Annotated in this window: 25 protein-coding genes; 21 read left to right on the top strand and 4 right to left on the bottom strand. The window is 72.0% G+C overall.

Annotated elements, in window-relative coordinates; all coding sequences use genetic code 11:
• Positions 1-39 precede the first annotated feature (39 nt).
• From arc to prcA, 6 genes are all read left to right on the top strand, one after another.
• Complete coding sequence (arc, locus tag ACIA5F_RS22365; protein ID WP_399355608.1) at positions 40-1,806, top strand: proteasome ATPase; 1,767 nt, start codon at positions 40-42, stop codon at positions 1,804-1,806.
• 254 nt (positions 1,807-2,060) lie between these two features.
• A complete protein-coding gene (dop, locus tag ACIA5F_RS22360) occupies positions 2,061-3,572 on the top strand; it encodes a depupylase/deamidase Dop (RefSeq protein ID WP_399355606.1) in 1,512 nt (503 codons plus the stop codon).
• Between the two features lie 206 nt (positions 3,573-3,778).
• Positions 3,779-3,991 (top strand): ubiquitin-like protein Pup, encoded by a 213-nt coding sequence (locus ACIA5F_RS22355; RefSeq protein ID WP_399355604.1) that lies wholly within the window; start codon positions 3,779-3,781, stop codon positions 3,989-3,991.
• Positions 3,992-3,996: 5 nt separating this feature from the next.
• Positions 3,997-4,602, top strand: coding sequence for an endonuclease VII domain-containing protein (locus ACIA5F_RS22350; RefSeq protein ID WP_399355602.1), 606 nt, complete (start codon positions 3,997-3,999; stop codon positions 4,600-4,602).
• Positions 4,554-5,393, top strand: a complete 840-nt coding sequence (prcB, locus tag ACIA5F_RS22345; RefSeq protein WP_399355599.1) for a proteasome subunit beta — start codon at positions 4,554-4,556, stop codon at positions 5,391-5,393. Before ACIA5F_RS22350 ends, prcB begins: the two co-directional genes overlap by 49 nt.
• A gap of 46 nt (positions 5,394-5,439) precedes the next feature.
• Positions 5,440-6,201 (top strand): proteasome subunit alpha, encoded by a 762-nt coding sequence (prcA, locus tag ACIA5F_RS22340; RefSeq protein WP_399355597.1) that lies wholly within the window; start codon positions 5,440-5,442, stop codon positions 6,199-6,201.
• 112 nt (positions 6,202-6,313) lie between these two features.
• On the opposite strand, the gene ACIA5F_RS22335 is transcribed toward prcA, so the two are convergent.
• Complete coding sequence (locus tag ACIA5F_RS22335; RefSeq protein ID WP_399355595.1) at positions 6,314-7,315, bottom strand: LacI family DNA-binding transcriptional regulator; 1,002 nt, start codon at positions 7,313-7,315, stop codon at positions 6,314-6,316.
• A gap of 128 nt (positions 7,316-7,443) precedes the next feature.
• On the opposite strand from ACIA5F_RS22335, the gene ACIA5F_RS22330 reads away from it, so the two are divergent.
• From ACIA5F_RS22330 to ACIA5F_RS22275, 12 genes are all read left to right on the top strand, one after another.
• The gene (locus tag ACIA5F_RS22330) at positions 7,444-8,775 is read left to right on the top strand and encodes an MFS transporter (protein ID WP_399355593.1); all 1,332 of its coding nucleotides are present in this window, start codon (positions 7,444-7,446) and stop codon (positions 8,773-8,775) included.
• A 9-nt stretch (positions 8,776-8,784) separates the two neighbouring features.
• Positions 8,785-10,146: a Pup--protein ligase gene (gene pafA / locus ACIA5F_RS22325; RefSeq protein ID WP_053678744.1), complete on the top strand. Its 1,362-nt coding sequence runs from the start codon at positions 8,785-8,787 to the stop codon at positions 10,144-10,146.
• Between the two features lie 117 nt (positions 10,147-10,263).
• Entirely contained in the window at positions 10,264-11,205 is a 942-nt protein-coding gene (locus ACIA5F_RS22320; protein WP_399355591.1) for an FKBP-type peptidyl-prolyl cis-trans isomerase, read from the top strand.
• Between the two features lie 28 nt (positions 11,206-11,233).
• Positions 11,234-11,629, top strand: coding sequence for an FKBP-type peptidyl-prolyl cis-trans isomerase (locus tag ACIA5F_RS22315; RefSeq protein WP_399355589.1), 396 nt, complete (start codon positions 11,234-11,236; stop codon positions 11,627-11,629).
• Between the two features lie 220 nt (positions 11,630-11,849).
• Positions 11,850-12,806 (top strand): helix-turn-helix transcriptional regulator, encoded by a 957-nt coding sequence (locus ACIA5F_RS22310; protein ID WP_399355587.1) that lies wholly within the window; start codon positions 11,850-11,852, stop codon positions 12,804-12,806.
• A 97-nt stretch (positions 12,807-12,903) separates the two neighbouring features.
• Positions 12,904-13,872, top strand: coding sequence for a helix-turn-helix transcriptional regulator (locus tag ACIA5F_RS22305; protein ID WP_399355585.1), 969 nt, complete (start codon positions 12,904-12,906; stop codon positions 13,870-13,872).
• Positions 13,873-13,898: 26 nt separating this feature from the next.
• Positions 13,899-14,150 (top strand): hypothetical protein, encoded by a 252-nt coding sequence (locus ACIA5F_RS22300; protein ID WP_399355633.1) that lies wholly within the window; start codon positions 13,899-13,901, stop codon positions 14,148-14,150.
• 97 nt (positions 14,151-14,247) lie between these two features.
• The gene (locus ACIA5F_RS22295; protein ID WP_399355583.1) at positions 14,248-14,448 is read left to right on the top strand and encodes a hypothetical protein; all 201 of its coding nucleotides are present in this window, start codon (positions 14,248-14,250) and stop codon (positions 14,446-14,448) included.
• Positions 14,449-14,655: 207 nt separating this feature from the next.
• Positions 14,656-14,940, top strand: a complete 285-nt coding sequence (tatA, locus tag ACIA5F_RS22290; RefSeq protein ID WP_399355581.1) for a Sec-independent protein translocase subunit TatA — start codon at positions 14,656-14,658, stop codon at positions 14,938-14,940.
• Positions 14,941-15,003: 63 nt separating this feature from the next.
• Complete coding sequence (gene tatC, locus ACIA5F_RS22285; RefSeq protein ID WP_399355579.1) at positions 15,004-15,960, top strand: twin-arginine translocase subunit TatC; 957 nt, start codon at positions 15,004-15,006, stop codon at positions 15,958-15,960.
• A gap of 17 nt (positions 15,961-15,977) precedes the next feature.
• Positions 15,978-16,892 carry a diacylglycerol kinase gene (locus tag ACIA5F_RS22280; RefSeq protein ID WP_399355577.1) on the top strand — a complete coding sequence of 305 codons (915 nt, stop codon included), beginning with the start codon at positions 15,978-15,980 and terminating at the stop codon, positions 16,890-16,892.
• Between the two features lie 129 nt (positions 16,893-17,021).
• The gene (locus tag ACIA5F_RS22275; RefSeq protein ID WP_399355575.1) at positions 17,022-19,862 is read left to right on the top strand and encodes a DEAD/DEAH box helicase; all 2,841 of its coding nucleotides are present in this window, start codon (positions 17,022-17,024) and stop codon (positions 19,860-19,862) included.
• 52 nt (positions 19,863-19,914) lie between these two features.
• On the opposite strand, the gene ACIA5F_RS22270 is transcribed toward ACIA5F_RS22275, so the two are convergent.
• The 3 genes from ACIA5F_RS22270 to ACIA5F_RS22260 all read right to left on the bottom strand — a co-directional run bounded on the left by ACIA5F_RS22270 (position 19,915) and on the right by ACIA5F_RS22260 (position 22,786).
• Positions 19,915-20,877 (bottom strand): pseudouridine synthase, encoded by a 963-nt coding sequence (locus ACIA5F_RS22270; RefSeq protein ID WP_399355573.1) that lies wholly within the window; start codon positions 20,875-20,877, stop codon positions 19,915-19,917.
• A gap of 119 nt (positions 20,878-20,996) precedes the next feature.
• A complete protein-coding gene (locus tag ACIA5F_RS22265; protein WP_399355571.1) occupies positions 20,997-21,830 on the bottom strand; it encodes a siderophore-interacting protein in 834 nt (277 codons plus the stop codon).
• 50 nt (positions 21,831-21,880) lie between these two features.
• Positions 21,881-22,786, bottom strand: a complete 906-nt coding sequence (locus ACIA5F_RS22260) for a 5'-3' exonuclease H3TH domain-containing protein (RefSeq protein WP_399355631.1) — start codon at positions 22,784-22,786, stop codon at positions 21,881-21,883.
• 297 nt (positions 22,787-23,083) lie between these two features.
• On the opposite strand from ACIA5F_RS22260, the gene ACIA5F_RS22255 reads away from it, so the two are divergent.
• The 3 genes from ACIA5F_RS22255 to ACIA5F_RS22245 all read left to right on the top strand — a co-directional run bounded on the left by ACIA5F_RS22255 (position 23,084) and on the right by ACIA5F_RS22245 (position 26,684).
• Positions 23,084-25,177, top strand: coding sequence for a peroxidase (locus ACIA5F_RS22255; protein ID WP_399355569.1), 2,094 nt, complete (start codon positions 23,084-23,086; stop codon positions 25,175-25,177).
• Between the two features lie 140 nt (positions 25,178-25,317).
• Positions 25,318-25,959: a helix-turn-helix domain-containing protein gene (locus ACIA5F_RS22250; RefSeq protein ID WP_399355567.1), complete on the top strand. Its 642-nt coding sequence runs from the start codon at positions 25,318-25,320 to the stop codon at positions 25,957-25,959.
• A complete protein-coding gene (locus ACIA5F_RS22245; protein ID WP_399355565.1) occupies positions 25,956-26,684 on the top strand; it encodes a helical backbone metal receptor in 729 nt (242 codons plus the stop codon). The genes ACIA5F_RS22250 and ACIA5F_RS22245 overlap by 4 nt, the downstream gene beginning before the upstream one ends.
• The last annotated feature ends 109 nt before the right edge of the window (positions 26,685-26,793 follow it).

Below are 26,793 nucleotides of genomic sequence, written 5' to 3'. Positions count from 1 at the left end.
TCAGGAAGCGTCCAGCTCCCCTTGGAGGAGGTGAGGACCGTGGCAGCCCACGACGACGACATCAACCGCGGCATCCGGCCCGGGCGAGGGTCTGAGGACCCCGCTGGCCAGGTTGCCTTTCTAGAGCAGGAAATCGCCGTCCTGCGACGTAAGCTCGCCGACTCTCCGCGACACACGAGGATTCTCGAAGAGCGGATCGTCGAGCTCCAGACAAATCTGGCCGGCATCTCCACCCAGAACGAGCGGCTGGCGAATACCCTCCGTGAGGCCCGCGACCAGATCGTGGCCCTCAAGGAGGAAGTCGACCGCCTCGCACAGCCGCCGGCCGGCTTCGGTGTCTTCCTGCAGTCGAACGACGACGGCACCGTCGACATCTTCACCGGCGGCCGCAAGCTCCGGGTGAACGTCAGCCCCAGCGTCGCCCCGGACGACCTCCGGCGCGGCCAGGAGGTCATGCTCAACGAAGCCCTCAACGTGGTCGAAGCCATGCAGTTCGAACGGGCCGGGGACATCGTCACCCTCAAGGAGATCCTTGAGGACGGCGAACGCGCCCTGGTGGTCGGGCACACCGACGAGGAAAGGGTGGTGAGGCTCGCCGAGCCGCTCCTGGACATCACCATCCGCCCCGGCGACGCCCTGCTGCTCGAACCCCGCTCCGGCTACGTCTACGAGGTCGTCCCCAAGAGCGAGGTCGAGGAACTCGTCCTCGAAGAGGTCCCGGACATCGACTACGACAAGATCGGCGGCCTGGGCGACCAGATCGAGCTGATCCGCGACGCCGTCGAGCTCCCCTACCTCTACCCGGACCTCTTCAAGGAACACGAACTGCGCCCCCCCAAGGGCATCCTGCTCTACGGTCCGCCCGGCTGCGGCAAGACGCTCATCGCCAAGGCCGTGGCCAACTCCCTTGCCAAGAAGGTCGCCGAGGTGACCGGACAGCCCGCCGGGAAGTCCTACTTCCTGAACATCAAGGGCCCCGAACTCCTCAACAAGTACGTCGGCGAGACCGAGCGGCACATCCGCCTCGTCTTCCAGCGCGCCCGGGAGAAGGCGAGCGAGGGCACCCCCGTCATCGTCTTCTTCGACGAGATGGAATCCCTCTTCCGCACCCGCGGCTCCGGCGTCAGCTCGGACGTGGAGAACACCATCGTCCCCCAGCTCCTCGCCGAGATCGACGGAGTGGAGGGCCTGGAGAACGTCATCGTCATCGGCGCCTCCAACCGCGAGGACATGATCGACCCGGCCATCCTGCGCCCCGGCCGCCTCGACGTGAAGATCAAGATCGAGCGCCCGGACGCCCAGGCCGCGAAGGACATCTTCGCGAAGTACCTCAAGGAATCCCTGCCCCTCCACACGGACGACCTGTCCGAACACCAGGACTCCCGGGCCGGCACCGTCCACAGCATGATCCAGACCGTCGTGGAGCAGATGTACGCCGAGACCGAGGAGAACCGCTTCCTGGAGGTCACGTACGCCAACGGCGACAAGGAAGTCCTCTACTTCAAGGACTTCAACTCGGGCGCGATGATCCAGAACATCGTGGACCGCGCGAAGAAGATGGCCATCAAGGACTTCCTGGAGCACAGCCAGAAGGGTCTGCGGGTCTCCCACCTCCTCCAGGCGTGCGTGGACGAGTTCAAGGAGAACGAGGACCTGCCGAACACCACCAACCCGGACGACTGGGCCCGGATCTCCGGAAAGAAGGGCGAGCGGATCGTATTCATCCGCACCCTCGTCACCGGAAAGCAGGGCGCCGACACCGGACGCTCCATCGACACGGTGGCCAACACCGGTCAGTACCTCTGACGGGGAGGGCGGCTGCGGATGCCCCCTGACGGGCATCCGCAGCCGCCTGCTTTACCGGCCGCCCTTTCCGGCCGGTGACAGGGCGCATTCAATGTCTCAAATGATCTCCCCGTCGGCGCGGAGTGGTTCTAGGCTCTTCGGTACCGCCGGTCGCGCAGTGCGGGGACGGGCACCGCACAGGGACAGGCACCGGAACACCAGCGGTACTTGAGCGCCGCTCCCGGACGGGAGCGCCGCCGGGCAAGGAGGGCCGCATGACCGTACGGCGCGTAATGGGGATCGAGACGGAGTACGGGATCTCCGTCCCGGGACACCCGAACGCCAATGCCATGCTCACCTCGTCCCAGATCGTCAACGCCTACGCGGCGGCGATGCACCGGGCGCGACGCGCCCGCTGGGACTTCGAGGAGGAGAACCCGCTGCGGGACGCCCGCGGCTTCGACCTCGCCCGCGAGGCCGCCGACAGCAGCCAGCTGACCGACGAGGACATCGGACTCGCCAACGTGATCCTCACCAACGGCGCCCGGCTCTACGTCGACCACGCACACCCCGAGTACAGCTCCCCGGAGATCACCAACCCGCTGGACGCGGTGCTCTGGGACAAGGCCGGCGAGCGCATCATGGCCGAGGCGGCCGAACGGGCGGCCCAGCTGCCCGGCGCCCAGCCGATCCACCTCTACAAGAACAACACCGACAACAAGGGCGCCTCCTACGGCACGCACGAGAACTACCTGATGAAGCGGGAGACCCCCTTCTCGGACATCGTGCGCCACCTCACCCCCTTCTTCGTCTCCCGGCAGGTCGTCACCGGGGCCGGCCGGGTGGGCATCGGCCAGGACGGCCGCGAGCACGGCTTCCAGATCAGCCAGCGCGCCGACTACTTCGAGGTCGAGGTGGGCCTGGAGACCACCCTCAAGCGCCCCATCATCAACACCCGCGACGAGCCGCACGCGGACGCGGAGAAGTACCGCCGCCTCCACGTGATCATCGGCGACGCCAACCTCTCCGAGATCTCCACCTACCTGAAACTGGGCACGACGGCCCTGGTCCTCTCCATGATCGAGGACGGCTTCATCAACGTCGACCTCGCCGTGGACCAGCCCGTGCGCACCCTGCACCAGGTCTCCCACGACCCGGACCTTCAGCACCTGATCACCCTGCGCAGCGGCCGGACGCTGACCGCGGTACAGCTCCAGATGGAGTACTTCGAGCTGGCCAGAAAGTATGTGGAGGAGCGTTTCGGCTCCGACGCGGACGAGCAGACGAAGGACGTCCTGGCCCGCTGGGAGGACGTCCTGGGCCGCCTGGAGAGCGACCCGATGAGCCTGGCGGGGGAGCTGGACTGGATCGCCAAGCGGGAGATCCTGGAGGGCTACCGGCGCCGGGACGGGCTGGGCTGGGACGCGGCGCGGCTGCACCTGGTCGACCTCCAGTACGCGGACGTCCGCCCGGAGAAGGGCCTGTACAACCGGCTGGCGGCCCGGGGCCGGATGAAGCGGCTGCTGGAGGAGCCGGCGGTGGAGCGGGCCGAGAGCAAGCCGCCGGAGGACACCCGGGCGTACTTCCGCGGCCGGTGCCTGGAGCAGTACGCGGACGACGTGGCGGCGGCCTCGTGGGACTCGGTGATCTTCGACCTGCCGGGCCGGGACTCCCTCCAGCGGGTCCCGACGCTGGAGCCGCTGCGGGGCACCCGGGAGCACGTGAAGGAGCTCCTGGACCGCTGCCGCACGGCGGAGGACCTGGTGCGGGTCCTGTCCGGCCGCTGACCCTCCCGGGCACCGGATCTTCGGGGCGCCGGACACGGCTGAAAGGGCTCCGGCCCGGGAATCATGAACACAGCCGGACGTTGTGGAAGTACGGGGACGAATGCCGGACCCTCCTTGTAGGGTCCGGCGTAGGGTCTGATCTTGAGAGGGATTCCGCTCCGGGATCTCTCGACGTGGGCACGCGAACCGAGCGGGGTGAGGCTGACATGGCGACCAAGGACACCGGCGGCGGACAGCAGAAGGCGACGCGCTCGACCGAGGAGGTCGAGGAGACCGCGGTCGAGGAGACCACCGACCTCAAGGAACGGCAGGAGAAGCTCTCCGACGACGTCGACTCGGTACTTGACGAGATCGATGATGTGCTCGAAGAGAACGCGGAGGACTTCGTGCGCTCATTTGTCCAGAAAGGTGGCGAATGAGGTAAATGTCCGATTCGCTGAACGGGAAGCAGTGCCGAGGCTGTCTCAAGGTGCTCGGGCCTGACTCGTTCGCGGCGGACAGGAACCGCCCCGACGGGCTGCAGACGCGGTGCCGTGCGTGCGTGGCCGAGTACTGCGCCGCGCGCTACCGGGCCCGTCGGGGCGCTGAGGGCAAGGTCGTCAGGGAGAAGGCCGATGTGCCGGACGGGCACAAGCTCTGCCGGACGTGCGGCGAGGTCGAGCCGCACGGTGAGTGGCATCGCCGCGAGAGCGCACCCGATGGTCTTGCCGCACGGTGCAAGGCGTGCCGTAAGCCCTTCGACCGGGCCGGGCACCTGAAGCGGAAGTGCGGCATCACCGAGGCCGAGCGCGACGAGATGATCGCCGCGCGGGGAGGTGTCTGCCTCATCTGCCTGAAAGCTCCTGCCGTGCATGTGGATCACTGCCACAAGACGGGTAGGGTCCGTGGCGTACTTTGCTTCAACTGCAATACGGGCCTTGGCCTATTGAAGGAAGATCCCGACCGCGCTCGTCGGGCAGCCGAATATCTGGAGGGACACGCGTGGAAGCCAACAATCGTGGCACAGGGCGTCTACCGGCAGCCTTCCTGACGCCGGGGTCGTCGTCCTTCATGGACTTCCTGGGCGCGCACCAGCCCGGGATGCTGCCCGGCAACCGCAAGCTGCCGGACGGGGTCGTGGAGGCGCCGCACGGGACGACCATCGTCGCGACGACGTTCCCCGGCGGGGTCGTGCTCGCCGGTGACCGGCGGGCGACCATGGGGCACATGATCGCGCAGCGGGACATCGAGAAGGTGTTCCCGGCCGACGAGTACTCCGCCGTGGGTATCGCCGGTACGGCGGGGCTGGCCGTGGAGATGGTCAAGCTCTTCCAGCTGGAGCTGGAGCACTTCGAGAAGGTGGAGGGGACGACCCTCTCGCTGGAGGGCAAGGCGAACCGCCTGTCCACCATGATCCGCAGCAATCTCGGCATGGCCATGCAGGGGCTCGCGGTGGTCCCGCTCTTCGCCGGCTGGGACGAGGCGAAGGAGAGGGGCCGGATCTTCTCCTACGACGTCACGGGCGGGCGTTCCGAGGAGCACGGGTTCGCGGCCACCGGTTCCGGTTCGATCTTCGCCAAGGGGTCGATGAAGAAGCTCTACCGTCCGGATCTGACGGAGGAGCAGGCCACGACGCTGGTCGTGCAGGCGTTGTTCGACGCCGCCGACGACGATTCGGCGACCGGTGGGCCGGATCTCTACCGTCACATCTATCCGATCGTCACCGTCATCACCGACGAGGGTTTCCGCAGGCTGACGGACGACGAGTCGCAGGCGCTCGCCCGTGCGGTCACCGACCGGCGGCTCGAACAGCCCGACGGGCCGCGCGCCGCTCTGCTCTGACCACTCCTCGTCTCCTCGTCGCCCAGAAGAAAGGGACGGACAGCCGGTGTCGACTCCGTTCTACGTGTCACCTCAGCAGGCCATGGCCGACCGGGCGGAATACGCCCGTAAGGGCATCGCGCGGGGCCGTAGCCTCGTCGTGCTCCAGTACGCCGACGGCATCGTCTTCGTCGGTGAGAACCCGTCGCGCGCGCTGCACAAGTTCAGTGAGATCTACGACCGGATCGGTTTCGCCGCCGCCGGTAAGTACAACGAGTACGAGAACCTGCGGATCGGTGGTGTGCGCTACGCGGATCTGCGGGGGTACACCTACGACCGGGAGGACGTGACGGCCCGTGGGCTGGCGAATGTGTACGCGCAGACGCTGGGCACGATCTTCTCCAGTGCGGGGGAGAAGCCGTACGAGGTGGAGCTGGTGGTGGCGGAGGTCGGTGCGACCGCGGCCGGGGACCAGATCTACCGGTTGCCGCACGACGGGTCGATCGTGGACGAGCACGGGTCGGTGGCGGTCGGCGGGAACGCGGAGCAGATCAGTACGTTCCTGGACCAGCGGCACCGGGACGGGATGACGTTGTCGGAGGCGTTGAAGCTGGCGGTGCAGGCTCTTTCGAGTCAGGCCAACGGTGCCGACAAGACGATTCCGGTGGAGCGGCTGGAGGTCGCGGTGCTGGACCGGACGCGGTCGCAGCAGCGGAAGTTCAAGCGGATTCGCGGGCGGCAGCTGGCGCGGTTGCTGGAGGCGGACGTGCCGGCGGCGGTGCAGGCCGACGCGGTGTCGAACGACGAGGCTCCCGAGGATTCCGAGTAGGTCCTGTCCGGTTGGTCGTCGCGGGCCCGACAAGATCGCCCGGACAGGACCTGGGAGTGTTCCTGGTGCCCCGGTCCGTCTCCTGAGGAGGCGGACCGGGGTTTTCGTGTGTTCAGGGGGTGGTGGGGGCGGGGCCGGTGGAGTCGCGGACGACGAGTTCGACGGGGAGGTCGGGGGCGGTCCAGGGGGTGCCTTCCAGGACGGTGAGGAGGGCGGTCATGCCGTGTTCGCCGATGCGTTCGGCGGGCAGTCGTACGGTCGTCAGTTCGGGTTCGACGGCGGTGGCGAGGGCGAGGTCGTCGAAGCCGGTGACGGAGAGGTCGGCGGGGATGCGCAGGCCGAGGCGGCGGGCGGCCTTGCAGGCTCCGGCGGCGAGTATGTCGTCGTCGCAGACGATGGCGGTGGGCCGGTTCCCGGGGGTGGTGAGGGCGGCTTCGGTGAGGGTGCGGGCGCTGTCGACGGTGAGGGGGGAGCGGACGGTGCGCAGTTCGGTGCCGGGTCCCAGGTGGGTGGTGAGGGCCTGGGCGCGGACGTCGAAGGTCCAGGAGTCGACGGCGGAGGCGAGGTGGAGGAAGCGGCGGTGGCCGAGGGCGAGGAGGTGGGTGGTGGTCTGGCGCATGCCGTCGGCGACGGCGAGGTTGACGTGGGCGGCGGCGCCGGGGGCGGTGGGGTCGCTGTCGAGCATGACGAGGGGGAGGCCGTCGCCGCCGAGGGCGTGGAGGGCGTGGGTGGCCATGGAGGAGGCGATGATCCCGTCGAGGGCGGCGCGGGCGGAGGCGAAGGGGTCGCGGGCGGGGCCGGTGCCGTCGGGGGAGGGGTAGAGGACGACGCCGAAGCCGTGTGCGGCGGCGACGCGGGCGGCTCCGGTGTAGACGCGGGCGAAGAATTCGTTGGTGAGGGCGGGGACGACGAGGAGGGCGGTGCGGGTGGAGCCGAGGCGGAGGTTGCGGGCGGCGAGGTTGGGGCGGTAGCCGAGGGTGGTGGCGGTTTCGCGGACGTGGCCGGCGGTGCGTTCGGAGACGCGTCCGCGCCATTTGTCGCCGAGGACGAGGGAGACGGTGGCCTGGGAGACCCCGGCGGCGGTGGCGACGTCGCGGCTGGTGGGTCTCGTCACGGGGGCTCCTGGGGTGGTCGGGGTGGGTTCTGGTGCGGGGGTGGACCGGTGGGTTGCGGCCATGGTACGTATGACCTGTCACGTTATACGTATTACCCCGGGGTGGTCCGGGAGGAGAGGGGGCGGCCATGGCCGCGGGATACGCGGAGCTGCTCAGGACCAGGCATGCCGCGCGGCTGCTGGTGGGCACGCTCGTGGGCCGGTTGCCCCATGCCACGGCGCCGATCGCGATCGTGCTGTTCACCCGGGCCGAGGGCGGCAGTTACAGCCTGGCGGGGGCGCTGGCCGCCGTGTACGGGGTGGCCAACGCGGTGGGGCAGCCGTTGCTGGGCCGGGCCGTGGACCTGTACGGGCAGCCGCGGGTGCAGTTGCCGGCGGCGGCGGTCTCCGCGCTCGGGATGGTGTGGCTGGCGCTGGCGGGGACCGGTTCGGCGGGTGCCGCGTACGGGGCGGTGGTCGTGGCGGGGCTGTTCACGCCGCCGCTGGAAGGCGGGCTGCGGGCGTTGTGGCCGGGGGTGCTGGGCGGGCGCGAGGAGCGGGTGCACGCGGCGTACGCGATGGACGCGGTGGCCCAGGAGGTCATGTTCACGGTCGGGCCGTTGCTGGTGACGGTGTGCGTGGCGCTGTGGGACCCGGCGGTGGCGCTGCTGGTGATCAACGGGGTCGGGGTGCTGGGGGCGCTGTCTGTGGTGGTCAGTGAGCCGTCCCGGCGGTGGCGTTCGGCGCCGCGTGCGGCCCATTGGCTGGGGGCGCTGCGGTCGCGGGGGCTGCTGGCGTTGCTGGGGGCGTTCTTCTGCGTGGGTGCGGCGCTGGGTTCGATCACGGTCGCGGGGGTGGCGTACGCGGACGGTCACGGTGGGCAGGTGGTCTACGGGTGGCTGATGGCGGCGCTGGGGCTGGGGGCGCTGGTGGGTGGTGTGGTCTACGGTGCCCGGCGGTGGCCGGGGACGCCCGAGCGGCGGCTGTGGGTGCTGGTGGGGCTGTTGGCGGTGGGTTATCCGCCGCTGACGCTGGTGCCGGGTCCGGTGGCGATGACGGGGCTCGCGGCGCTGGCGGGGGTCTTTCTCGCGCCGGCTCTGGCGTGTGCGTTCGTGGTGGTGGACCGGCACGCTCCGGTGGGGACGGTGACGGAGGCGTTCTCCTGGCTGGTGACGTTCTTCGGGGTGGGCGCGGCGCTGGGTACGGCGGCGGCCGGTCCGGCGGTGGAGGAGGGTGGTGCGGCGGCCGGTTTCGCGGTGGCGGCGGTGGCGGGGGTGGCCGCGCTGGTGGTCCTGACGTGCACTCAGGGGGTTCTGGCGGGTCCTGGCGGGGGTGGGGCGGTGGCCTGGTCCGGGGGGTCGGCCGGGGGCTTTGGCGGGGGTGTGGTGGCGGGTGCGGGAGGGGGTCCGCCGGGGGTCCCGCAGGAAAATGATCGCAACGGCGTTCCCGAACCCGGTTTCAGAACAGGGCAGAAGGCGTAATGTTCAGTCATGGACCGCCGCATTTTCGGGCTGGAGAACGAGTACGGCGTCACATGCACGTTCAGGGGACAGCGCCGACTGTCTCCTGACGAAGTGGCGCGCTACCTCTTCCGCCGTGTCGTGTCATGGGGCCGCAGCAGCAATGTCTTCCTGCGGAACGGCGCCCGCCTCTACCTCGATGTGGGGTCGCATCCGGAATACGCAACTCCTGAATGCGACAACCTGATCGAACTGGTCACGCACGACAAGGCCGGCGAGCGCATTCTCGAAGGACTGCTCGTCGACGCGGAACGCCGCCTGCACGAGGAGGGAATCGCGGGCGACGTCTATCTCTTCAAGAACAACACCGACTCGGCGGGAAACTCGTACGGCTGCCATGAGAACTACCTGGTGGCGCGGCACGGGGAATTCTCCCGTCTGGCGGACATCCTGATTCCGTTCCTCGTCACGCGGCAGCTGATCTGTGGCGCGGGCAAGGTGCTCCAGACCCCCCGGGGCGCGGTCTACTGCGTCAGTCAGCGGGCGGAGCACATCTGGGAGGGGGTCAGTTCGGCCACGACGCGTTCGCGGCCGATCATCAACACCCGGGACGAGCCGCACGCGGATGCCGAGCGCTACCGCCGGCTGCACGTGATCGTCGGTGACTCGAACATGTCCGAGACGACCATGCTGCTGAAGGTCGGTGCCACCGATCTGGTGCTGCGCATGATCGAGGCGGGCACGGTGATGCGGGATCTGACGCTGGAGAACCCGATCCGGGCGATCCGTGAGGTCAGTCATGACATCACGGGTCAGCGCAAGGTGCGTCTGGCGAGCGGCCGGGAGGCGTCGGCGCTGGAGATCCAGCGTGAGTACTACGACAAGGCCGTGGACTTCGCCGAGCGCCGGGGCATCCGTACCGGGGTGGTGGACCAGGTGCTGGAGCTGTGGGGCCGCACGCTCGACGCGATCGACGCGGAGGACCTGGACCGGATCGGGACCGAGATCGACTGGGTGATGAAGTACCAGCTGATCGAGCGGTACCGGGCCAAGCACAACATGACCATGTCCAATCCCCGGGTCGCGCAGATAGACCTCGCGTACCACGACATCCATCGTCGGCGGGGTCTGTACTACCTGCTGGAGCGGAAGGGGCAGGCGGCGCGGATCTGCAACGATCTGAAGATCTTCGAGGGCAAGTCGGTGCCTCCGCAGACGACCAGGGCGCGGCTGCGGGGTGACTTCATCCGCCGGGCGCAGGAGCAGCGCCGGGACTTCACGGTGGACTGGGTGCACCTGAAGCTGAACGACCAGGCGCAGCGGACGGTGCTGTGCAAGGACCCGTTCCGTTCGGTGGACGACAGGGTGGAGAAGCTGATCGCGGGGATGTAGGCGCGTGGTGTGACATCGCGCTGATCTTCGCCGGGGCCCCGTACGCATCTCGTACGGGGCCCCGCGCACGGCTTAGAGTGGCGGCGACCGCCTTGCCGTCTGAGATCTGAGGAACACGTGCGCCGACTTGCCGGCCTGCTGGTCGTACCCCTTCTGCTGCTGTCGACAGCAGCGTGTGGTGACGACAGCGGCTCCGACTCCGCCCAGATGAAGAACGGGGCGCCCTCGATCACGAAGGGCGCCAAGTTCGGGGAGACCCCCACCCTGTCGCAGGGCAAGGGGGAGCCGCCCAAGGAGCTGAAGGTGGTGGTGATCAGCGAGGGCACCGGTGAGGTGCTGAAGAAGAACGACCTCGCCCAGGTCAACTACCTCGGCCAGGTGTGGGACGGCAAGGAGCCGTTCGACCAGAGCTTCGGCAAGGGCAAGCCGTTCGATGTGACGATCGGTGCCGGTCAGGTCATCAAGGGCTGGGACCAGGGCCTGGAGGGCCAGAAGGTCGGCAGCCGTGTGGAGCTCGTGATCCCGCCGGAGCTGGGTTACGGCGCGCAGGGCTCGGGCGAGAAGATCAAGGCGAACGCCACGCTGGTCTTCGTCGTGGACATCGTCAAGGCGGTCACGGTCCCGGCCTCGGCCACGGGCAAGGAGGTTCCGCAGGGGAACAAGGACCTCCCCAAGGTCGGTACCAACACGGACGGCAAGGAAGTCTCCGTGACGGTTCCGAAGGACACCGCCGAGCCCACGAAGCTGGTGTCGGAGTACGTGCTGGAGGGTGACGGCCCGGTCGTCAAGGACACCGACAGCGTCGTGGTGAAGTTCAACGGCAAGACCTGGAAGGACGACAAGACCTTCGAGAGCACCTACACCAGTGACCAGACGGTCACCTGGCCGCTGGAGCAGCTCTCGGTCAAGGGTCTGAAGGACGGCATCGTCGGGAAGAAGGCCGGCAGCCGTGTCCTGCTGGTCATTCCGTCGGACCTGGCCTTCGGGGACAAGGAGCAGGGGACCATTCCCGCCAAGTCGACGCTGGTCTTCAGTCTCGACATTCTCACGGTGGTGTAAGACTGTTCCGGTTGACCGGTTCGTACGTATGAGGAGCAGTTCCGTGAGCAGCAAGCTCGAAAAGCCCGAGATCGACTTTCCCGACGGTCCGGTTCCGGCGGATCTCGTGATCGAGGACCTCTGGGAGGGCGAGGGGGCCGTGGCCAAGGCCGGTTCCTTCGTCAAGGTCCACTACGTGGGCGTGGCCTTCTCCAGCGGTGAGGAGTTCGACGCCTCCTGGAACCGCGGTACGCCGCTGGACTTCCAGCTGGGTGCCGGCCAGGTCATCCCCGGCTGGGACCAGGGCATCCAGGGCATGAAGGTGGGCGGCCGTCGCAAGCTGACGATCCCCGCGCACCTCGCCTACGGTGACCGCGGCGCCGGTGGTGGCGTGATCGCCCCGGGCGAGACGCTGATCTTCGTCTGCGACCTCGTGGCCGTCTGATCCGGACACCGTGATCGTGGAGGGGGGGGCGGCGGGGGGGGGGGGGGCCCCGGGGGTTGGGGGGGGGGGCGGGGGGGGGGGGGGGGGGGGGGGCCCCGGGGGGGGGGGGGGCGCCCCTCGCTTTTGCCGGGGACCGCCGGGGCGGTACGGTCGGCGGTCACGGCTCCGTCCGGGTGACGGGACGGCGGATGTGTACGCGGAGAAGGGCGGAAGGGCGTCGATGGCGATTGCCAAGGCCGAGCGGCTGATGAATCTGGCGCTGTGTCTGCTGGGGACCCGTCGGCCGCTCAGCAAGCGTGAGCTGCGGGGTTCCATCGAGGCGTACCTGGAGGCCGGCAACGACGAGTCCTTCAACCGGATGTTCGAGCGGGACAAGGACGATCTGCGCGAGCTCGGTCTGGTCATCGAGACGGTGGAGAACCTGGAGGGCGAGACCGGTTATCTGGCCCGCCGGGACAGCAACCGGCTGCCGCCGGTGGCGCTGGACGCCGAGGAGGCCGCCGCGCTGGGGCTGGCGGCCAAGGTGTGGCAGCAGGCCCGGCTCGCGGGCGCGGCCAGTGGGGCGCTGCAGAAGCTGCGGGCCGGCGGGATGCCCGAGGCGGGGGACCCGTACGAGGGGCAGCACAGTGCCATCGAGCCGCGGATTCCCGTCCACGAGGCGGCCTTCGAGCCGTTGATGCTGGCCTGCCGGGACCGCCGGCCGGTGGTCTTCGACTACCGCAAGTCCACCGCGGCCCGGCCGGGGACCCGGCAGGTGGAGCCGTGGGCGCTGGAGTGCTGGCGCGGTCACTGGTACCTGGCGGGCTACGACCGGGACCGTGGGGCGGAGCGGGTCTTCCGGCTCTCGCGGATCACGGGCAAGGTCCGTTCCCGGGCCGGCCGGTACACGGCCGAGGTGCCCGACGTGGTGACCGTGCGGGAGAGCGTCGAGCGCTGGGCCGGGGAGAGCGCCGACCGTTCCGCGCTGATCCGGCTGCGGGCCGGGGCCGGGTACCCGCTGCGGGCCCGTGCCACCGCCGTGCGCGAGGGCGGGGACGGCTGGGACGAGCTGGAGATCCCCTACGGGCACGGGCTGGACGCCTGGCTGGTGGAGTTCGGGCCGGACGTCGTGGTGGTGGGCCCCGCCGATCTGCGGGCGGACGTGGTGCGGCGGCTGCGCGCCGTGGCCGCGGACTGACCGGCCGTACCGCCCGGCCACCCGCACCGCCCGGTACCCGCAGTGCCGGACGTCCCTACCGACCGCAGAGCACGCCCTGAGGGGGAGACCTACCAGCATGGCAGCCAACGCCATCGACCAGACCCGCCGGATGCTGTCCCTGGTGACCTACCTGCGCGAGCGCCCCGGGGCGTACGTCGCCGACGTCGCCCGGGCCTTCGCCATCACCGAGGACGAGCTGATCTCGGACCTCGACATCCTGCCCATGTGCGGGACCAGCTTCCGGGGCGGTGACCTCCTCGACATCGACACCGACGGGGAGCGCATCTGGTGGCGCAACCCCGACGCCTCGGGGGAGTCCACCGCCGAGCCGCTGCGGCTGGCCGCCGACGAGGCGACCGCGCTGCTGGTCGCCGCCCGTGCGGTGGCGACGCTGCCGGGGCTGCGCGAGAGCGACCGGGACGCCCTGCTGCGGGCCACCGCCAAGCTGGAGGCCGCGGCGGGCGAGGCGGCCGGGGCCAGTTCCCGGCTCTCGGTGACCTTCGAGTCCGAGGGCGGGGTCTTCGCGGACGTCGACCGGGCCATCGCGGAGCGGCGCCGGCTGTGGCTGCGCTACTACTCGCCCGCGCGGGACGAGCTCACCGAGCGCGAGGTGGACCCGATCCGGCTCTTCGCGGTGGGGCACACCTATCTGGAGGGGTGGTGCCACCTTTCCGAGGCCCGGCGCACCTTCCGGCTGGACCGGGTCGCGGAGATCCGGCTGCTGGACGAGCGGGCCGAGCCGCCCGCGATCGAGCCGCGGGACCTGTCGGAGGGGCTGGTGCAGCCGGCCGCCGAGGACCCGGAGGTGGTGGTCGAGGTGGGGCCCGGCGGGCGCTGGGTCGCCGAGTACTACCCGCACGACAGCGCCGAGGAGCGTCCCGGGGGCGGGCTGCGGATCACGCTGCGCAGCCCGGACCCGGCCTCGCTGCGGCGGCTGGCGCTGCGGCTGGGCGGGGAGGGCCGCATCGTCGCGCCGGTGGAGCTGGCGGAGAGTGCGCGGAAGGCCGCCACAGAAGCGCTCGCGGGGTACGGGGAACAGGGCTGAGGGGGGAGTGCCGCGCGATGTCACCGATGTCCGGTTCCGTCTCCGGGCCGCCGGGAGCACCCGCCGGGCCGGTCGCCTTCAAGGCCGCCTGTCCCGACTGCCGTGCCCGCTTCGAGCTGGAGGCGGGCGCCCTGCGGCTGGTCATCGGCGGCAGCCGTCGGACGACCTTCTACTCCTTCACCTGTCCCGCCTGCGCCGCCGCCGTCCGCAGGCCCGCGGGCGAGCGGATCGTGGAACTGCTGACCGGCGGCGGCGTGAGCACCCTGCGGAGCGTCTGAGCGGGCCGGTGGCCGAGGGCGTGTTCGAGAAGTAGCGCCGTGCGCCCGGATGCCCCGGGCCCGGCGGGACTGTTCGAACATGCCCTAGGCTCCTCACATGCTGTGGCCTCTGCTCGCGATCGTCCTGGGGTTCCTCGGGTGCACCGTCCTCGCCGTTCTGGCCCTGCGGGTCCACGGGGAGGTGCGGCGGCTCTCCGGGCAGGTCGCGCAGGCCAGCCGGAGGATCGCGGCGGCCTCGGAGGATCTCGAACGGGCCGCCTCGGACCTGGCCCGGACCGGCCGCTCCGTGCGGCCGTAGCCCGTTCCCCGCGACCGCGGGGAGTGGGGCCGAACGGGGCGGCGCGGGGCCGTGCGGGGCGAGGTGCGCGCAACCCGGGACACCCCGGGGGATTGCCGGGCGTTAACCCCTGGGGGTTACGATCCTTGACTAGGCGGCCACCGGGGTTTCCGTGCCGGACCGTCCGAGCCACCACAACCAGCCGTTTCGGTGAGAAGGAAGACACACATGATCGGCAATCTGAAGCCCCTTGAGATCCTTCTGATCATCGCTGTCATCGTGCTGCTGTTCGGCGCCAAGAAGCTCCCCGAGATGGCCCGTTCCCTCGGCAAGTCGGCCCGCATCCTCAAGAGCGAGGCCAAGGCCATGAAGAAGGACGGCGAGCCCGAGGACGCGGCGCCCGCCGCCGACAAGGCGCAGCAGCCCGTGGCACCGCGCACCATCCAGGCCGCGCCCGGCGACGTCACCAGCTCCCGGCCCGTGAGCGAGCCGAACCGCACCACCCAGGGCTGATCACCCCGTCACTCCGGTCACTCCGGTCACTCCGGTCATCTGCAACGAGACAAGGGACGTGGGTTGCTCAAGTCTGCCCGCAAGCAGGAGAAAGCGGACAAGGACGCCGAAGGGCGGATGCCTCTTGTCGAGCACCTGCGTGAGCTGAGAAACCGTCTGCTGAAGTCGGTCCTGGCGATCCTCGTGATCACCATCGTGGCGGCCTTCTTCTACAAGGACCTGATCGACTTCATGCTGAAGCCGATGCTGGATTCCGTCGGCTGCACCGACGGGGTGGTCTCGCAGCGCAACGGCCGGCCCTGCGCCGACATGACCGTCAACGGCCTCATCGCGCCGTTCTCGATCGCCCTGAAGGTCTCGCTCATGGCCGGTGTGGTGCTCTCCGCGCCGGTCTGGCTCTACCAGCTGTGGGCCTTCACCGCCCCCGGGCTGCACAGCCACGAGAAGAAGTACGCGCTGAGCTTCGTCGCGGTCGGAGCCCCGCTCTTCGGCGCCGGCGCGGTGCTCGCGTACAAGATCCTTCCGCAGACCGCCACGGTCCTGCTCGGCTTCACCCCCCAGCACGCCCGCAACCTGCTCCCGGTCGACGACTACCTCGACCTGGTCACGCGGATGGTCGTCGTCTTCGGGCTGGCCTTCGAGCTGCCGCTGCTGCTGATCCTGCTCAACTTCACCGGGGTGCTGACCGCGAAGCGGCTGGCGAGCTGGTGGCGGGCCATGGTCCTGGGCATCACGGTCTTCTCGGCCTTCGCCACGCCCACCGGCGACCCGCTGACGATGCTGTCGCTGGCCGCCCCGATCGTCGCCCTGTACTTCGTCGCCCTCGGTGTCTGTCTGGTCAACGACCGCAGGCGCCGGCGCAACGACCCCGACGTGGACCTCGACCCCGACGAAGCCTCCGCGCTGGACCTCACCCCCGCGCCGGTCGGCGAGCTCGAAGCGGTTCCCGCGCCCGGCGCCCTGCCCGGACAGGACGACGGCGGGCGCCGCAGGATCAGCGGTTACGACGACGCGACCTGACAGGTACATTCCGCTGAGTGAGTTCTGAGATCACCCTCCTCGTCAATCCCACCGCGGGACGCGGCCGGGGCGCGCACGCCGCGCAGCCGGCCGCTTCCGCGCTCCGGGCCGCGGGCTTCTCCGTGCGGACCGTCCTGGGCGCCGACGCCGCGGACGCGCTGGCCCGGCTGCGCGGGGCCGTCCGGGAGGGGACCGGCGCGGTCATCGCCGTCGGCGGCGACGGCGTGGTCTCCCTGGCGCTCCAGGCCCTGGCCGGGACCCCGGTACCGCTCGGGGTGGTCGCCGTCGGTACCGGCAACGACTTCGCGCGGGGGCTGGGGCTGCCCGTGCGGGACCCGGCGCGGGCGGGCCGGCTGGCCGCCGAGGCCCTCAAGGAGGGCCGGACGCGCGCACTCGACCTGGGGCGGGTGGTCCGGGGGTCCTCCCGGCCGGAGTCCGGTCCCACCTGGTACGGGACGGTGCTCTGCTCGGGCTTCGACTCCCGGGTCAACGAGCGGGGCAGCCGGACGCGGCTGCGGGCGGGCCGGTTCACCTACGACCTGGCGATGCTCGCGGAACTGGCCTCCCTCGCCCCCGTCCGCTACCGGCTCACCCTGGACGACGGGGAGCCCGTGGAGACCGAGGCGACCTTGGTGGCGGTCGGCAACGGGCCGTCGTACGGCGGGGGCATGCGCATCTGCGCGGACGCCGTTCCCGACGACGGGCTCCTCGACGTCACGGTCGTCGGCGACTGCGGGCGGGCCGGTCTGCTGAAGGTCTTCCCCCGGGTCTATAAGGGGACGCACCTGAGCCACCCGAAGGTGACCGTCCACCGCGCCGCGAAGGTGACCCTGGAGGCGGTCGGCCTCACCGCCTGGGCGGACGGCGAACCGGTCGGCCCGCTGCCGGTCACCACCGAGTGCGTCCCGGCCGCGCTGCGGCTGCTGGCGTAAGGCCGTGAGGCCGTACGGGCAACGCGCGGGGCCGCGGCGGCGACGTGCGGGGCAGCGCCCCGGGCTTTGCACAGCCAGGGGAAATGACCGCGACTGTTGTCGGAGGCGGCGGGTAGGCTCGACGACAAGATGACCGAAGAACTTTCACCCGCCGAGCGGTACGCCGCCTCCCTGATCCGCGCCGCCGAAGACGCCACCGCCCTGGCCCCCTTCCGCGAGATGTACGCCTTCGAGCTGGACCCCTTCCAGATCGAGGCGTGCAAGGCCCTGGAGGCCGGGAAGGGCGTCCTCGTCGCCGCCCCCACCGGCTCGGGCAAGACCATCGTCGGCGAGTTCGCCGTGCACCTGGCCCTGACGCAGGGCCGCAAATGCTTCTACACGACGCCCATCAAGGCGCTGTCGAACCAGAAGTACGCCGACCTCGTCAAGCGCTACGGCGCCGACAAGGTGGGTCTGCTGACCGGCGACAACAGTGTCAACTCCGAGGCGCCCGTGGTCGTGATGACCACCGAGGTGCTCCGCAACATGCTGTACGCGGGCTCGCCGTCGCTGCGGGGCCTGGGACACGTCGTGATGGACGAGGTGCACTACCTCTCCGACCGGTTCCGCGGGGCCGTCTGGGAAGAGGTGATCATCCACCTTCCCGAGTCGGTGACCCTGGTCTCCCTCTCCGCGACCGTCTCCAACGCCGAGGAGTTCGGCGACTGGCTCGACACCGTGCGCGGCGACACCGAGGTGATCGTCTCCGAGGAGCGGCCCGTACCGCTCTGGCAGCACGTCATGGCGGGCCGCCGGATCTACGACCTCTTCGAGGAGGAGTCCGACCACGGCGGGCGCGGCTCCGCGCGCCGGGAGGTCAACCCCGACCTGCTGCGCATGGCGCGCGAGGAGAACAGCCGTACGTACAACCCGAAGGACCGGCGGCGCGGCAAGATGGTCCGCGAGGCCGACCGCGAGCGCGAGCGGCGCTCGCGCGGCCGGATCTGGACCCCGGCCCGCCCCGAGGTCATCGCCCGGCTCGACAACGACGGGCTGCTGCCCGCCATCAACTTCATCTTCAGCCGGGCGGGCTGCGAGGCCGCCGTCCAGCAGTGCCTCTTCGCGGGGCTGCGGCTCAACGACGACGCCGGCCGGCTGCGGGTCCGCGAGATCGTGGAGGCGCGGACCGCCGCCATCCCCACCGAGGACCTGCACGTCCTGGGCTACTACGAGTGGCTCGAAGCCCTGGAGCGGGGCATCGCCGCGCACCACGCCGGGATGCTGCCCACCTTCAAGGAGGTCGTGGAGGAGCTCTTCGTCCGCGGCCTGGTGAAGGCCGTCTTCGCCACCGAGACCCTGGCCCTGGGCATCAACATGCCCGCGCGCACGGTGATCCTGGAGAAGCTGGTCAAGTGGAACGGCGAACAGCACGCCGACATCACCCCCGGCGAGTACACACAGCTCACCGGCCGGGCCGGGCGGCGCGGCATCGACGTCGAGGGCCACGCGGTGGTGCTCTGGCAGCGCGGCATGGACCCGGTGGCGCTCGCCGGACTCGCGGGCACCCGGACGTACCCGCTGCGCTCCAGCTTCAAGCCGTCCTACAACATGGCCGTCAACCTGGTCAGCCAGTTCGGGCGGCACCGCTCGCGCGAGCTGCTGGAGACCTCCTTCGCGCAGTTCCAGGCGGACCGTTCCGTCGTCGGCATCTCCCGGCAGGTGCAGCGCAACGAGGAGGGGCTGGAGGGCTACCAGCAGGGCATGACCTGCCACCTCGGGAACTTCGAGGAGTACGCGCGACTGCGCCGTGACCTCAAGGACCGGGAGACGGACCTCGCCCGGCAGGGCGCGGCCCAGCGCCGGGCGCAGGCGGCGAGCGCGCTGGAGAAGCTGAAGCCGGGCGACATCATCCACGTGCCGACCGGCAAGTTCGCCGGGCTGGCGCTGGTCCTGGACCCGGGCGTGCCGCCCGGCCGGTCCAACGGGCACCGCGGGCACGAGTACACCGAGGGCCCGCGCCCGCTGGTCCTCACCGCCGAGCGGCAGGTCAAGCGGCTCGCCGCGATCGACTTCCCGGTCCCGGTCGAGGCCCTCGACCGGATGCGCATCCCGAAGACCTTCGACGCGCGGTCGCCGCATTCCCGCCGGGACCTGGCCGGCCAGCTGCGGACCAGGGCCGGGCACATCGCGCCCGAGCGGCAGGCCCGCGGCCGGGCCGCCGCCGCGGACGACCGCGAGATCGCCCGGCTCCGCACCGAGCTGCGCGCGCACCCCTGCCACGGCTGCGACGAGCGCGAGGACCACGCCCGCTGGGCGGAGCGCCACCACCGGCTCCAGCGGGACACCCAGGCGCTGGAACGGCGGATCGAGGGCCGGACCAACACCATCGCCCGCACCTTCGACCGCATCCACGCGCTCCTCACCGAGCTGGACTACCTGCGCGAGGACAAGGTCACCGTGCACGGCAAGCGGCTGGCCCGGCTGTACGGGGAACTGGACCTGCTGGCCTCCGAGTGCCTGCGCGCCGGGGTCTGGGAGGGGCTGAGCCCGGCCGAGCTGGCCGCCTGCGTCTCGGCGCTGGTCTTCGAGGCGCGGCAGTCCGACGACGCGGTGGCGCCGAAGGTGCCGGGCGGTGCGGCCAAGGCGGCGCTGGGCGAGATGGTGCGGATCTGGGGCCGGCTCGACGTGCTGGAGGAGGAGCACCGGATCAACCAGGCGGAGGGCGTGGGCCAGCGCGAGCCGGACCTCGGTTTCGCGTGGGCGGCGTACCAGTGGGCCTCGGACAAGAGCCTGGACGAGGTGCTGCGCGAGGCGCAGATGCCGGCCGGGGACTTCGTCCGCTGGTGCAAGCAGGTCATCGACGTCCTGGGGCAGGTCGCCGCGGCGGCCCCGTCGTCCTCGGGCGACGGCGCCGGCACGGTGGCGCGCAACGCGCGCAAGGCCGTGGACGCGCTGCTGCGGGGCGTGGTGGCCTACAGCTCGGTGGGCTGAGGGGCGGCGGGTACCCCCCGTCCGGAGGCGGGCGGGGCCGGGACGGGCGGGGTCAGGGGGCGCCGGTCTCCCAGCCCGCGCGGTCGTGCCAGGCCCGCAGGGCGAGGCCGCTCTCGAAGCGGTGGGCGGCGCCGGTGACCGGGTCGGTGAAGGCCAGGACGCGGGCCAGGAGCTGGAGCGGACGGCGGTAGTCGTCCGGGGCCGGGTCGGTGACCCGCGGGTAGAGCGGGTCGCCGAGGATCGGCAGGCCCAGGCTGTTCATGTGGACCCGGAGCTGGTGGGTGCGGCCGGTGTACGGGGTCAGCCGGTAGCGGCCCAGGCCGCCTCGGACGCCGGTGAGCTCGACGCGGCTCTCGGCGTTCGGTTCGCCGTCCTCGGTCTCGGTGGCCGCGACGACCCCGCGGACCTTCTCGATCCGGCTGCGGAGCGTGCGCGGCAGGGCGACCCGAGGGTCGTGGGGGGCGAGGGCCTCGTACTCCTTGTGGACCTTCCGTTCCTGGAACAGGAGCTGGTAGGCGCCCCGGTCCCGGGGCTGGACGGCGAACATCACCAGCCCCGCGGTCAGCCGGTCCAGGCGGTGCGCCGGGCTGAGCGAGGGCAGGTCCAGCTCGTCGCGCAGCCGGGCCAGGGCGGTCTGGGTGACGTGGCTGCCCCGGGGGGTGGTGGCCAGGAAGTGCGGCTTGTCCACGACGAGCAGGTGGGCGTCGCGGTGGCGGACGTGGAGCGGGAACGGTACCGGCGGTTCGGCCGGGAGCTCCCGGTGGAACCAGAGGTGCCCGCCCGGTTCGTACGGGTCCCGGGCGGCCAGGACGCGTCCGCCGGGGCCGACCACGCGGCCGGTGCGCAGCAGCCGGGCGACGGCCTCGGCGCCCGGTCCGCCCGCGTAACGCTCCGCGAGGTAGCTGCCGAGGTCGGGCCACGCGCCGTCCGGGTCGGGGGGCAGCCGGAGCCGGACCGGGTCGATGCCGGCCTGCTGGGGGAGGGGCGAGGGGGGTGCCTGGGCTCTGCGTCTCATCGGGGACAGGCTATGCGGCCGGACGGGTCCGGGCGGGCCGCGGCCCGCCCGGCGGGCGGCTGCGTGGCCCGGCGGCCCCGGCCCCCGGGATTGTGGTCCGGGGGCCGGCCGGGGGCGGGTCAGGCCGCGCGGTCCTGTTCGGCCTCGACGGCGGCGTTCCAGTCGCGCTTGATCGCGCGCCAGCCCTCGTCCGTCTCGCCCTGGCGCCAGTAACCGGAGATCGACAGGCGCTCGCGCGGGACGCCGCGCTCCATCCGCAGCAGGCGGCGGAGCTCCTTCACGAAGCCCGCCTCGCCGTGGACGAAGGCGTGGACGTCGCTGGAGGGGAACTCCAGGGCGGTGACCGCCTCGACCAGGGCCTCACCCGCCGGGCGGCCGTCGCGGTGGAGCCAGACCGGGACGACGCCGTCCGGGGTGGCGATCTTCTGCTCGTCCTGGGGTCCCTCGATCTCCACGAAGGCGTGGACCTCCGCGCCGGCCGGCATCCGCTCCATCGCCGCGCCGATCGCCGGGAGCGCGCTCTCGTCGCCCACCAGGAGGTGCCAGCCGGCCGTCGGGTCCGGGGCGTAGGAGCCGCCCGGGCCGAGGAACCGGATGACCTCGCCCGGCTGGGCGCGGGCCGCCCACGGCCCGGCCAGGCCCTCGTCGCCGTGCACGACGAAGTCGAGGGTCAGCTCCAGGTGCGCCGGGTCCCAGGCCCGCACGGTGTACGCGCGCTGGCGCGGCCACTTGTCGCGGGGATACTCCGTGCGGATCTGCGCCAGGTCCCACGGCACGGGGTAGGTGACCCCGTCCGCCGGGAACAGGATCTTGATGTAGTGGTCGGTGAACTCGCCGGCGCCGAAATCCGCCAGTCCGTCACCTCCCACCACGATCCGCATCATGTGCGGCGTCAGCCGTTCGGTGCGTACGACGACTGCGGTGCCGACCGAGCGGGCGCGTCCTTCTGCCACGGTGTCTCCCCTGAATCCCATGAAAGCTTAGGTTTACCTAAGTTAGCACCTCAGGCGTGCAGCGCGCCGCTCAGGCGCGCGACCGCACCGGTCAGCCCCCACCGGCGTGCGAGGGCGTCGACCAGCTCCGGGTGGGCGGGGGCCGCCGGGAGGGCCGGGTCGAACGGCGGCAGCGGGACGTCCGAGGCCACCTGGACGACCTTGGGGGCCACCGCCAGATAGGGCCGGGACTCGTCCAGACGCCTGCGCTGGGCGGGGGTCAGCGCCGATCCGGGGTCGTCGACCGCGGCCATGATCCCGGCCAGGTCGCCGTAGGCGTCGAGGAGCTTGGCCGCGGTCTTCTCGCCGATGCCGGGGACCCCGGGCAGGCCGTCACTCGGGTCCCCGCGCAGCAGTGCCAGGTCCGCGTACCCGGAGCCGTCCACCCCGTACTTCCCGCGCAGCCACGCCTCGTCGGTCAGCTGGAGGGTGCCCACGCCCTTCAGCGGGTACAGGACGCGCCGCCGCCTGGCGTCGTCCACGAGCTGGTACAGGTCCCGGTCGCCCGTGACGATGTCCACCGGGCCGGTGGCGCGGGCCGTGAGCGTGCCGATCACGTCGTCCGCCTCGTACCCGGCGACACCCACGCGGGCGATGCCGAAGGCGTCCAGCGCCGCCTCGATGACCGGCACCTGCGGGGCGAGCGTGTCGGGGGTGTCCTCGACGTCCGGGCCGCTCCCGTTCTCCCGCTCGACCCGGTGCGCCTTGTAGGAGGGGATCAGCTCGACCCGCCAGTGGGGCCGCCAGTCGGCGTCCATGCAGGCCACCAGGTCGTCCGGACGGTGGTCCTGGACCAGGCGTGAGATGAAGTCGAGCAGTCCGCGCACGGCGTTGACCGGGGTGCCGTCGGGGGCTTTCACGGAGTCCGGCACACCGAAGTACGCGCGGTAGTAGAGGGAAGCGGTGTCGAGGAGCATCAGGCGTCGTGTCGTCACGGTGACGATGATGCCGCAACGCGGCCGGTGGCCCGGGGCCGCCCGGGGAGGCCGCCGTGTCACTCCGACGGTGCGCCCGCCGCGCGCATCCGCGATCTTTACCGGAGGGTGTTGATCACCGGCGGGGCGCCCTGCCCGCCGGGCCCCCGCCCGCCACCCGCACCCGCCGTCCGCCGTCGCCCCGCACCCGGCCCGCAGGGCCCGGCGGTTCCGGGCTCCACCGCCCCGGTGCCGCCCCGCCACCCCGCCACCTTTCCCTCCGGCCCCTGGAGCACCTCGATGGGCGTCGCCCCGCCTTCCTGCCCGGACCACCGCACCCACCTCGGCCGCCGCACCGTGATCTCGGCCGCGACCGGCGCCGCCGCCGGTCTCCTGGCCGGGGGGCCCGCCCGCGCCGCCGCGGCCACCGGGGCCCCGGCCGCCACCACCGCGCGGGCCGCCGCCCCGGCCGCGGACACCCTGCCCCTGCGCGGCGACCGCACCAGCCAGGGCGACGTCCTCGCGGGCTTCCGCAAGGACCACGTGTGCATGCTCCTCCTGCGCTTCGGGGACGCCGGCCGGGCCCGCCAGTGGCTGGCCCGCCTGCTGCCCGAGATCTCCACCACCGAGGAGGTGGCCCGTTTCAACGCCGCCTTCAGCGTGGCCCGGCGGGAGGACGACTCCGACCCGGTGTCGCTGTCCTCCCTGTGGACCGGGTTCAGCCTGACCCACCCCGGGCTGCGCCTCCTGGCGGGCCGGGAGCCCTTCCCCGCCCTCCCCCCGGGCGGTACCGCCGAGGCGTTCAGCCAGGGCGCCGCCGCCCGCGCCGCGCAGCTCGGCGACACGGGCGACAGCGCCCCCGCCACCTGGCTGTTCGGCGGGGACGGCCCGGGCGGCGGGGACAGGGCGGCCGGTACGGGCGGGGTGGCGGGGACGAGCGGGACGGCCGGGACGGCCGGGACAGGTGGGGCAGGGGCCGGGGGCGCCGGGAGCACCGTCCACGCCGTGCTCACCCTGGCCGCCGACGACCCCGCACGCCTCACCACCGCCGTCGCCCGCCACCGGGACGCCGCCCTGGCCGCCGACGCCTCGGTCGTCTTCTGCCAGGACGCCGCGACCCTGCCCGGCGAGATGCGCGGCCACGAACACTTCGGCTTCGCCGACTCCATCGGCCAGCCCGGCGTACGCGGCTTCGCCGTGCCCGACCCCGCCACCGGGACGACCGTCCTCGGCAGGCCGGGCACCCGGCTGCTCCCGCCCGGCGAGTTCCTCGTCGGACCCGAGAAGGCCGGGCAGCGCCCCGCCGGGCTGCCCGCCTGGGCCACGGGCGGCTCCTTCCAGGTCGTGCGCCGCCTCGCCCAGGACGTCCCCGGGTGGTGGGAGCAGATCGGGCAGCGGCTGGCCGAGCTGAAGAAGTCCGGCGCCGCGCCCCCCGAGGCCACCCCGAACTGGCTCGCGGCCCGGCTGGTGGGCCGCTGGCCGGGCGGCACCCCCGTCGCGGGCTGCCCGGCCGCCGAGCAGCGGACCCCGCCCGGCGAGGACCCGGACGCGGCACTGGACTACAGCGGGGACCCGTACGGCTGGCGGACCCCGCTCTTCGCGCACATCCGCAAGGCGAACCCGCGCGGCGGCATGGTCCTCACCCCGGGCCGGCCGCCGGCCGCCCTCGCGGAGGTCGACGCGCACCGCATCATCCGGCGCGGCATCCCGTACGGTCCCGTCCACCTCCCGGAGCCGGGCCCCGGCCACCGGCCGCAGGCCCCGCGCGGGCTGCTCTTCGTCTGCTACCAGACCGACCTCGTCGAGCAGTACGAGTTCATCGCGAAGCGCTGGGTCAACGAACCCGACTTCCCTCCCGGCCTCAACCCGAGGGTGGGCGCCGACCCGGTGATCGGTCCCGGCTCGCCCGTCGCCTTCGAGACCCCCTCGGCCACCGGCTCCCGGGCGACCTCGCTCGACTTCGGCCGGTTCGTCCGCACCGAGGGCGCCCTCTACGCCTTCACCCCCTCGCTCCCCACCCTGCGCGCCCTGGCCTCCGGCGTGCTGGACGACGCGATCGAGATCCACCCGGGCACCGTCCTGCGGTCCGGCGACCGCCTCGACGCGGGCACGGTGCGCCTCCTCCTCGACGCCACCGGGGAACTGGCCCTCCTGGACGCCCGGGGACGGCGGGTCTGGAGCGCGGGCACCGGCGGCACGGGCCACGACGCGGTCTTCTCCTACGACGGCGAACTCATCGTCCGCACCGCCGCCGGGGAGCCGCTCTGGTCCACCGGCACCGCCCGTCACCCCGGCGCCCGGCTCCTGGTCCGCCCCTCCGGGGACGCGGTCGTCCTGGACGGCGACCGCGTGCTGTGGCGGGCCGGGCCCGCCCCGGCGGACGGCGGGAAGTGACGGGAAGTGCTCCGCAGACCTCCGGAAATCGCGGTCAGGGCGGCATCGGTGGACCCGTGCACGCGAAACCGGGGGCCGTTGCTGCGTAAGGTGCATACAGCACACCGATGTGCGACGGACAAGGGGAGGGCAGCCCCGACATGAACGACAGGGACGGCACGGTCAGCCTGGACGACAAGAACGAGAAGGACGACAGGTACGACAAGAACAGGGATGCGAAGGAACCGCTCCGGGTGGGAGTGGCCGTGCGCAAGCGGCGCCGCGCGCTCCACCTCACCCTCGCCGCCGTGTCGGCGCGCAGCGGCCTCTCCGTCCCCTTCCTCAGCCAGATAGAGAACGAGCGGGCCCGGCCCAGCATGCGGTCGCTCGAACGCGTCGCGGACGCGCTGGAGACCACCGCCGTCGAGCTGCTGGCCGCCTCCGACACCGCGCGCACCGTGGACCTCGTACGGGCCGGTGACGATCCCGGGTTCACCCCGGTCCCGGGCGTCCGTCCGCTCGTGCGCGGGCACCACCAGCTGCACGCGCTGGAGTTCACCGGGGACCAGGACGCGGGCCGCGAGTACCAGCACCGCAACGACGAGCTGATGTACGTGATCTCGGGCGCGTGCCAGGTGGAGGCGGAGGGGCGGGCCTACCGGCTGGAGAACGGGGACGCGCTGTTCCTGTCGGGCGGTGTGCGCCACCGCTGGCGGGCGGTGACCGAGGAGACCCGCATCCTGGTCGTCGCGGTCGGCGACCACATCCACGCGACCTCCGAGCCGCCCGCGCCCGGACGGTGAGCGGGCCGCGGGTCGTCTCCCTGGTGCCCTCGCTGACCGAGGCGGTGGCGGTGAGCGCGCCCGGGCTGCTGGCCGGGGTCACCGACTGGTGCACGCACCCCGCCGACCTGGCGGGCGCGGCGCGGATCGGGGGGACGAAGAACCCCGATGTGCGGGAGATCGTACGGATGCGCCCGGACCTGGTGATCGCCAACGAGGAGGAGAACCGGGCCCCGGACCTGGCCGAGCTGCGGGCGGCCGGGGTGGAGGTGCTGGTCACCGAGGTCCGTGACCTGCCGCAGGCGCTGCACGAGCTGGACCGGGTTCTGGTGGGGGCGCTGGGGCTGAAGAGGCCCCGGTGGCTGGAGGAGGCCGAGGCGGCCTGGGCGCGGGTGGACCCGCCCGGGGAGCCGGTCACCGCCTTCGTCCCGGTCTGGCGACGGCCCTGGACGGTGCTGGGCCGGGACACCTTCGCGGGGGACCTGCTGGCCCGGCTGGGGGTGCGCAACGTGTACGCGGGGCACGCGCAGCGCTATCCGCGGGTGTCCGTGGCGGAGCTGGCGGCCACCGGCTGTGACCTGGTGGTGCTTCCCGACGAGCCGTACCGCTTCACGGCCGGGGACGGGCCGGAGGCGTTCCCGGGGCTGCCCGCCGCGCTGGTCGACGGCCGTCACCTGACCTGGTACGGGCCCTCGCTCGTCCGGGCCCCCGAGGTACTGGCGACGGCGCTGCGGGCGGCGCGCTAGTGCTGTGACCGGAAAGGTTCACCGGCCCTCGACGCCCGGCACGGCGCCTCGCCGCGTTGTCGGACCACGCAAGTACGTCCAGTACAAGCCGTGACCCTCCGCCTTGCGA

Source organism: Streptomyces sp. NPDC051567, from assembly GCF_044454165.1.
GTDB lineage: Bacteria > Actinomycetota > Actinomycetes > Streptomycetales > Streptomycetaceae > Streptomyces.
The sequence above is the reverse complement of the archived record's forward strand: the minus strand, read 5'-3'. Positions and strand labels throughout refer to the sequence as shown.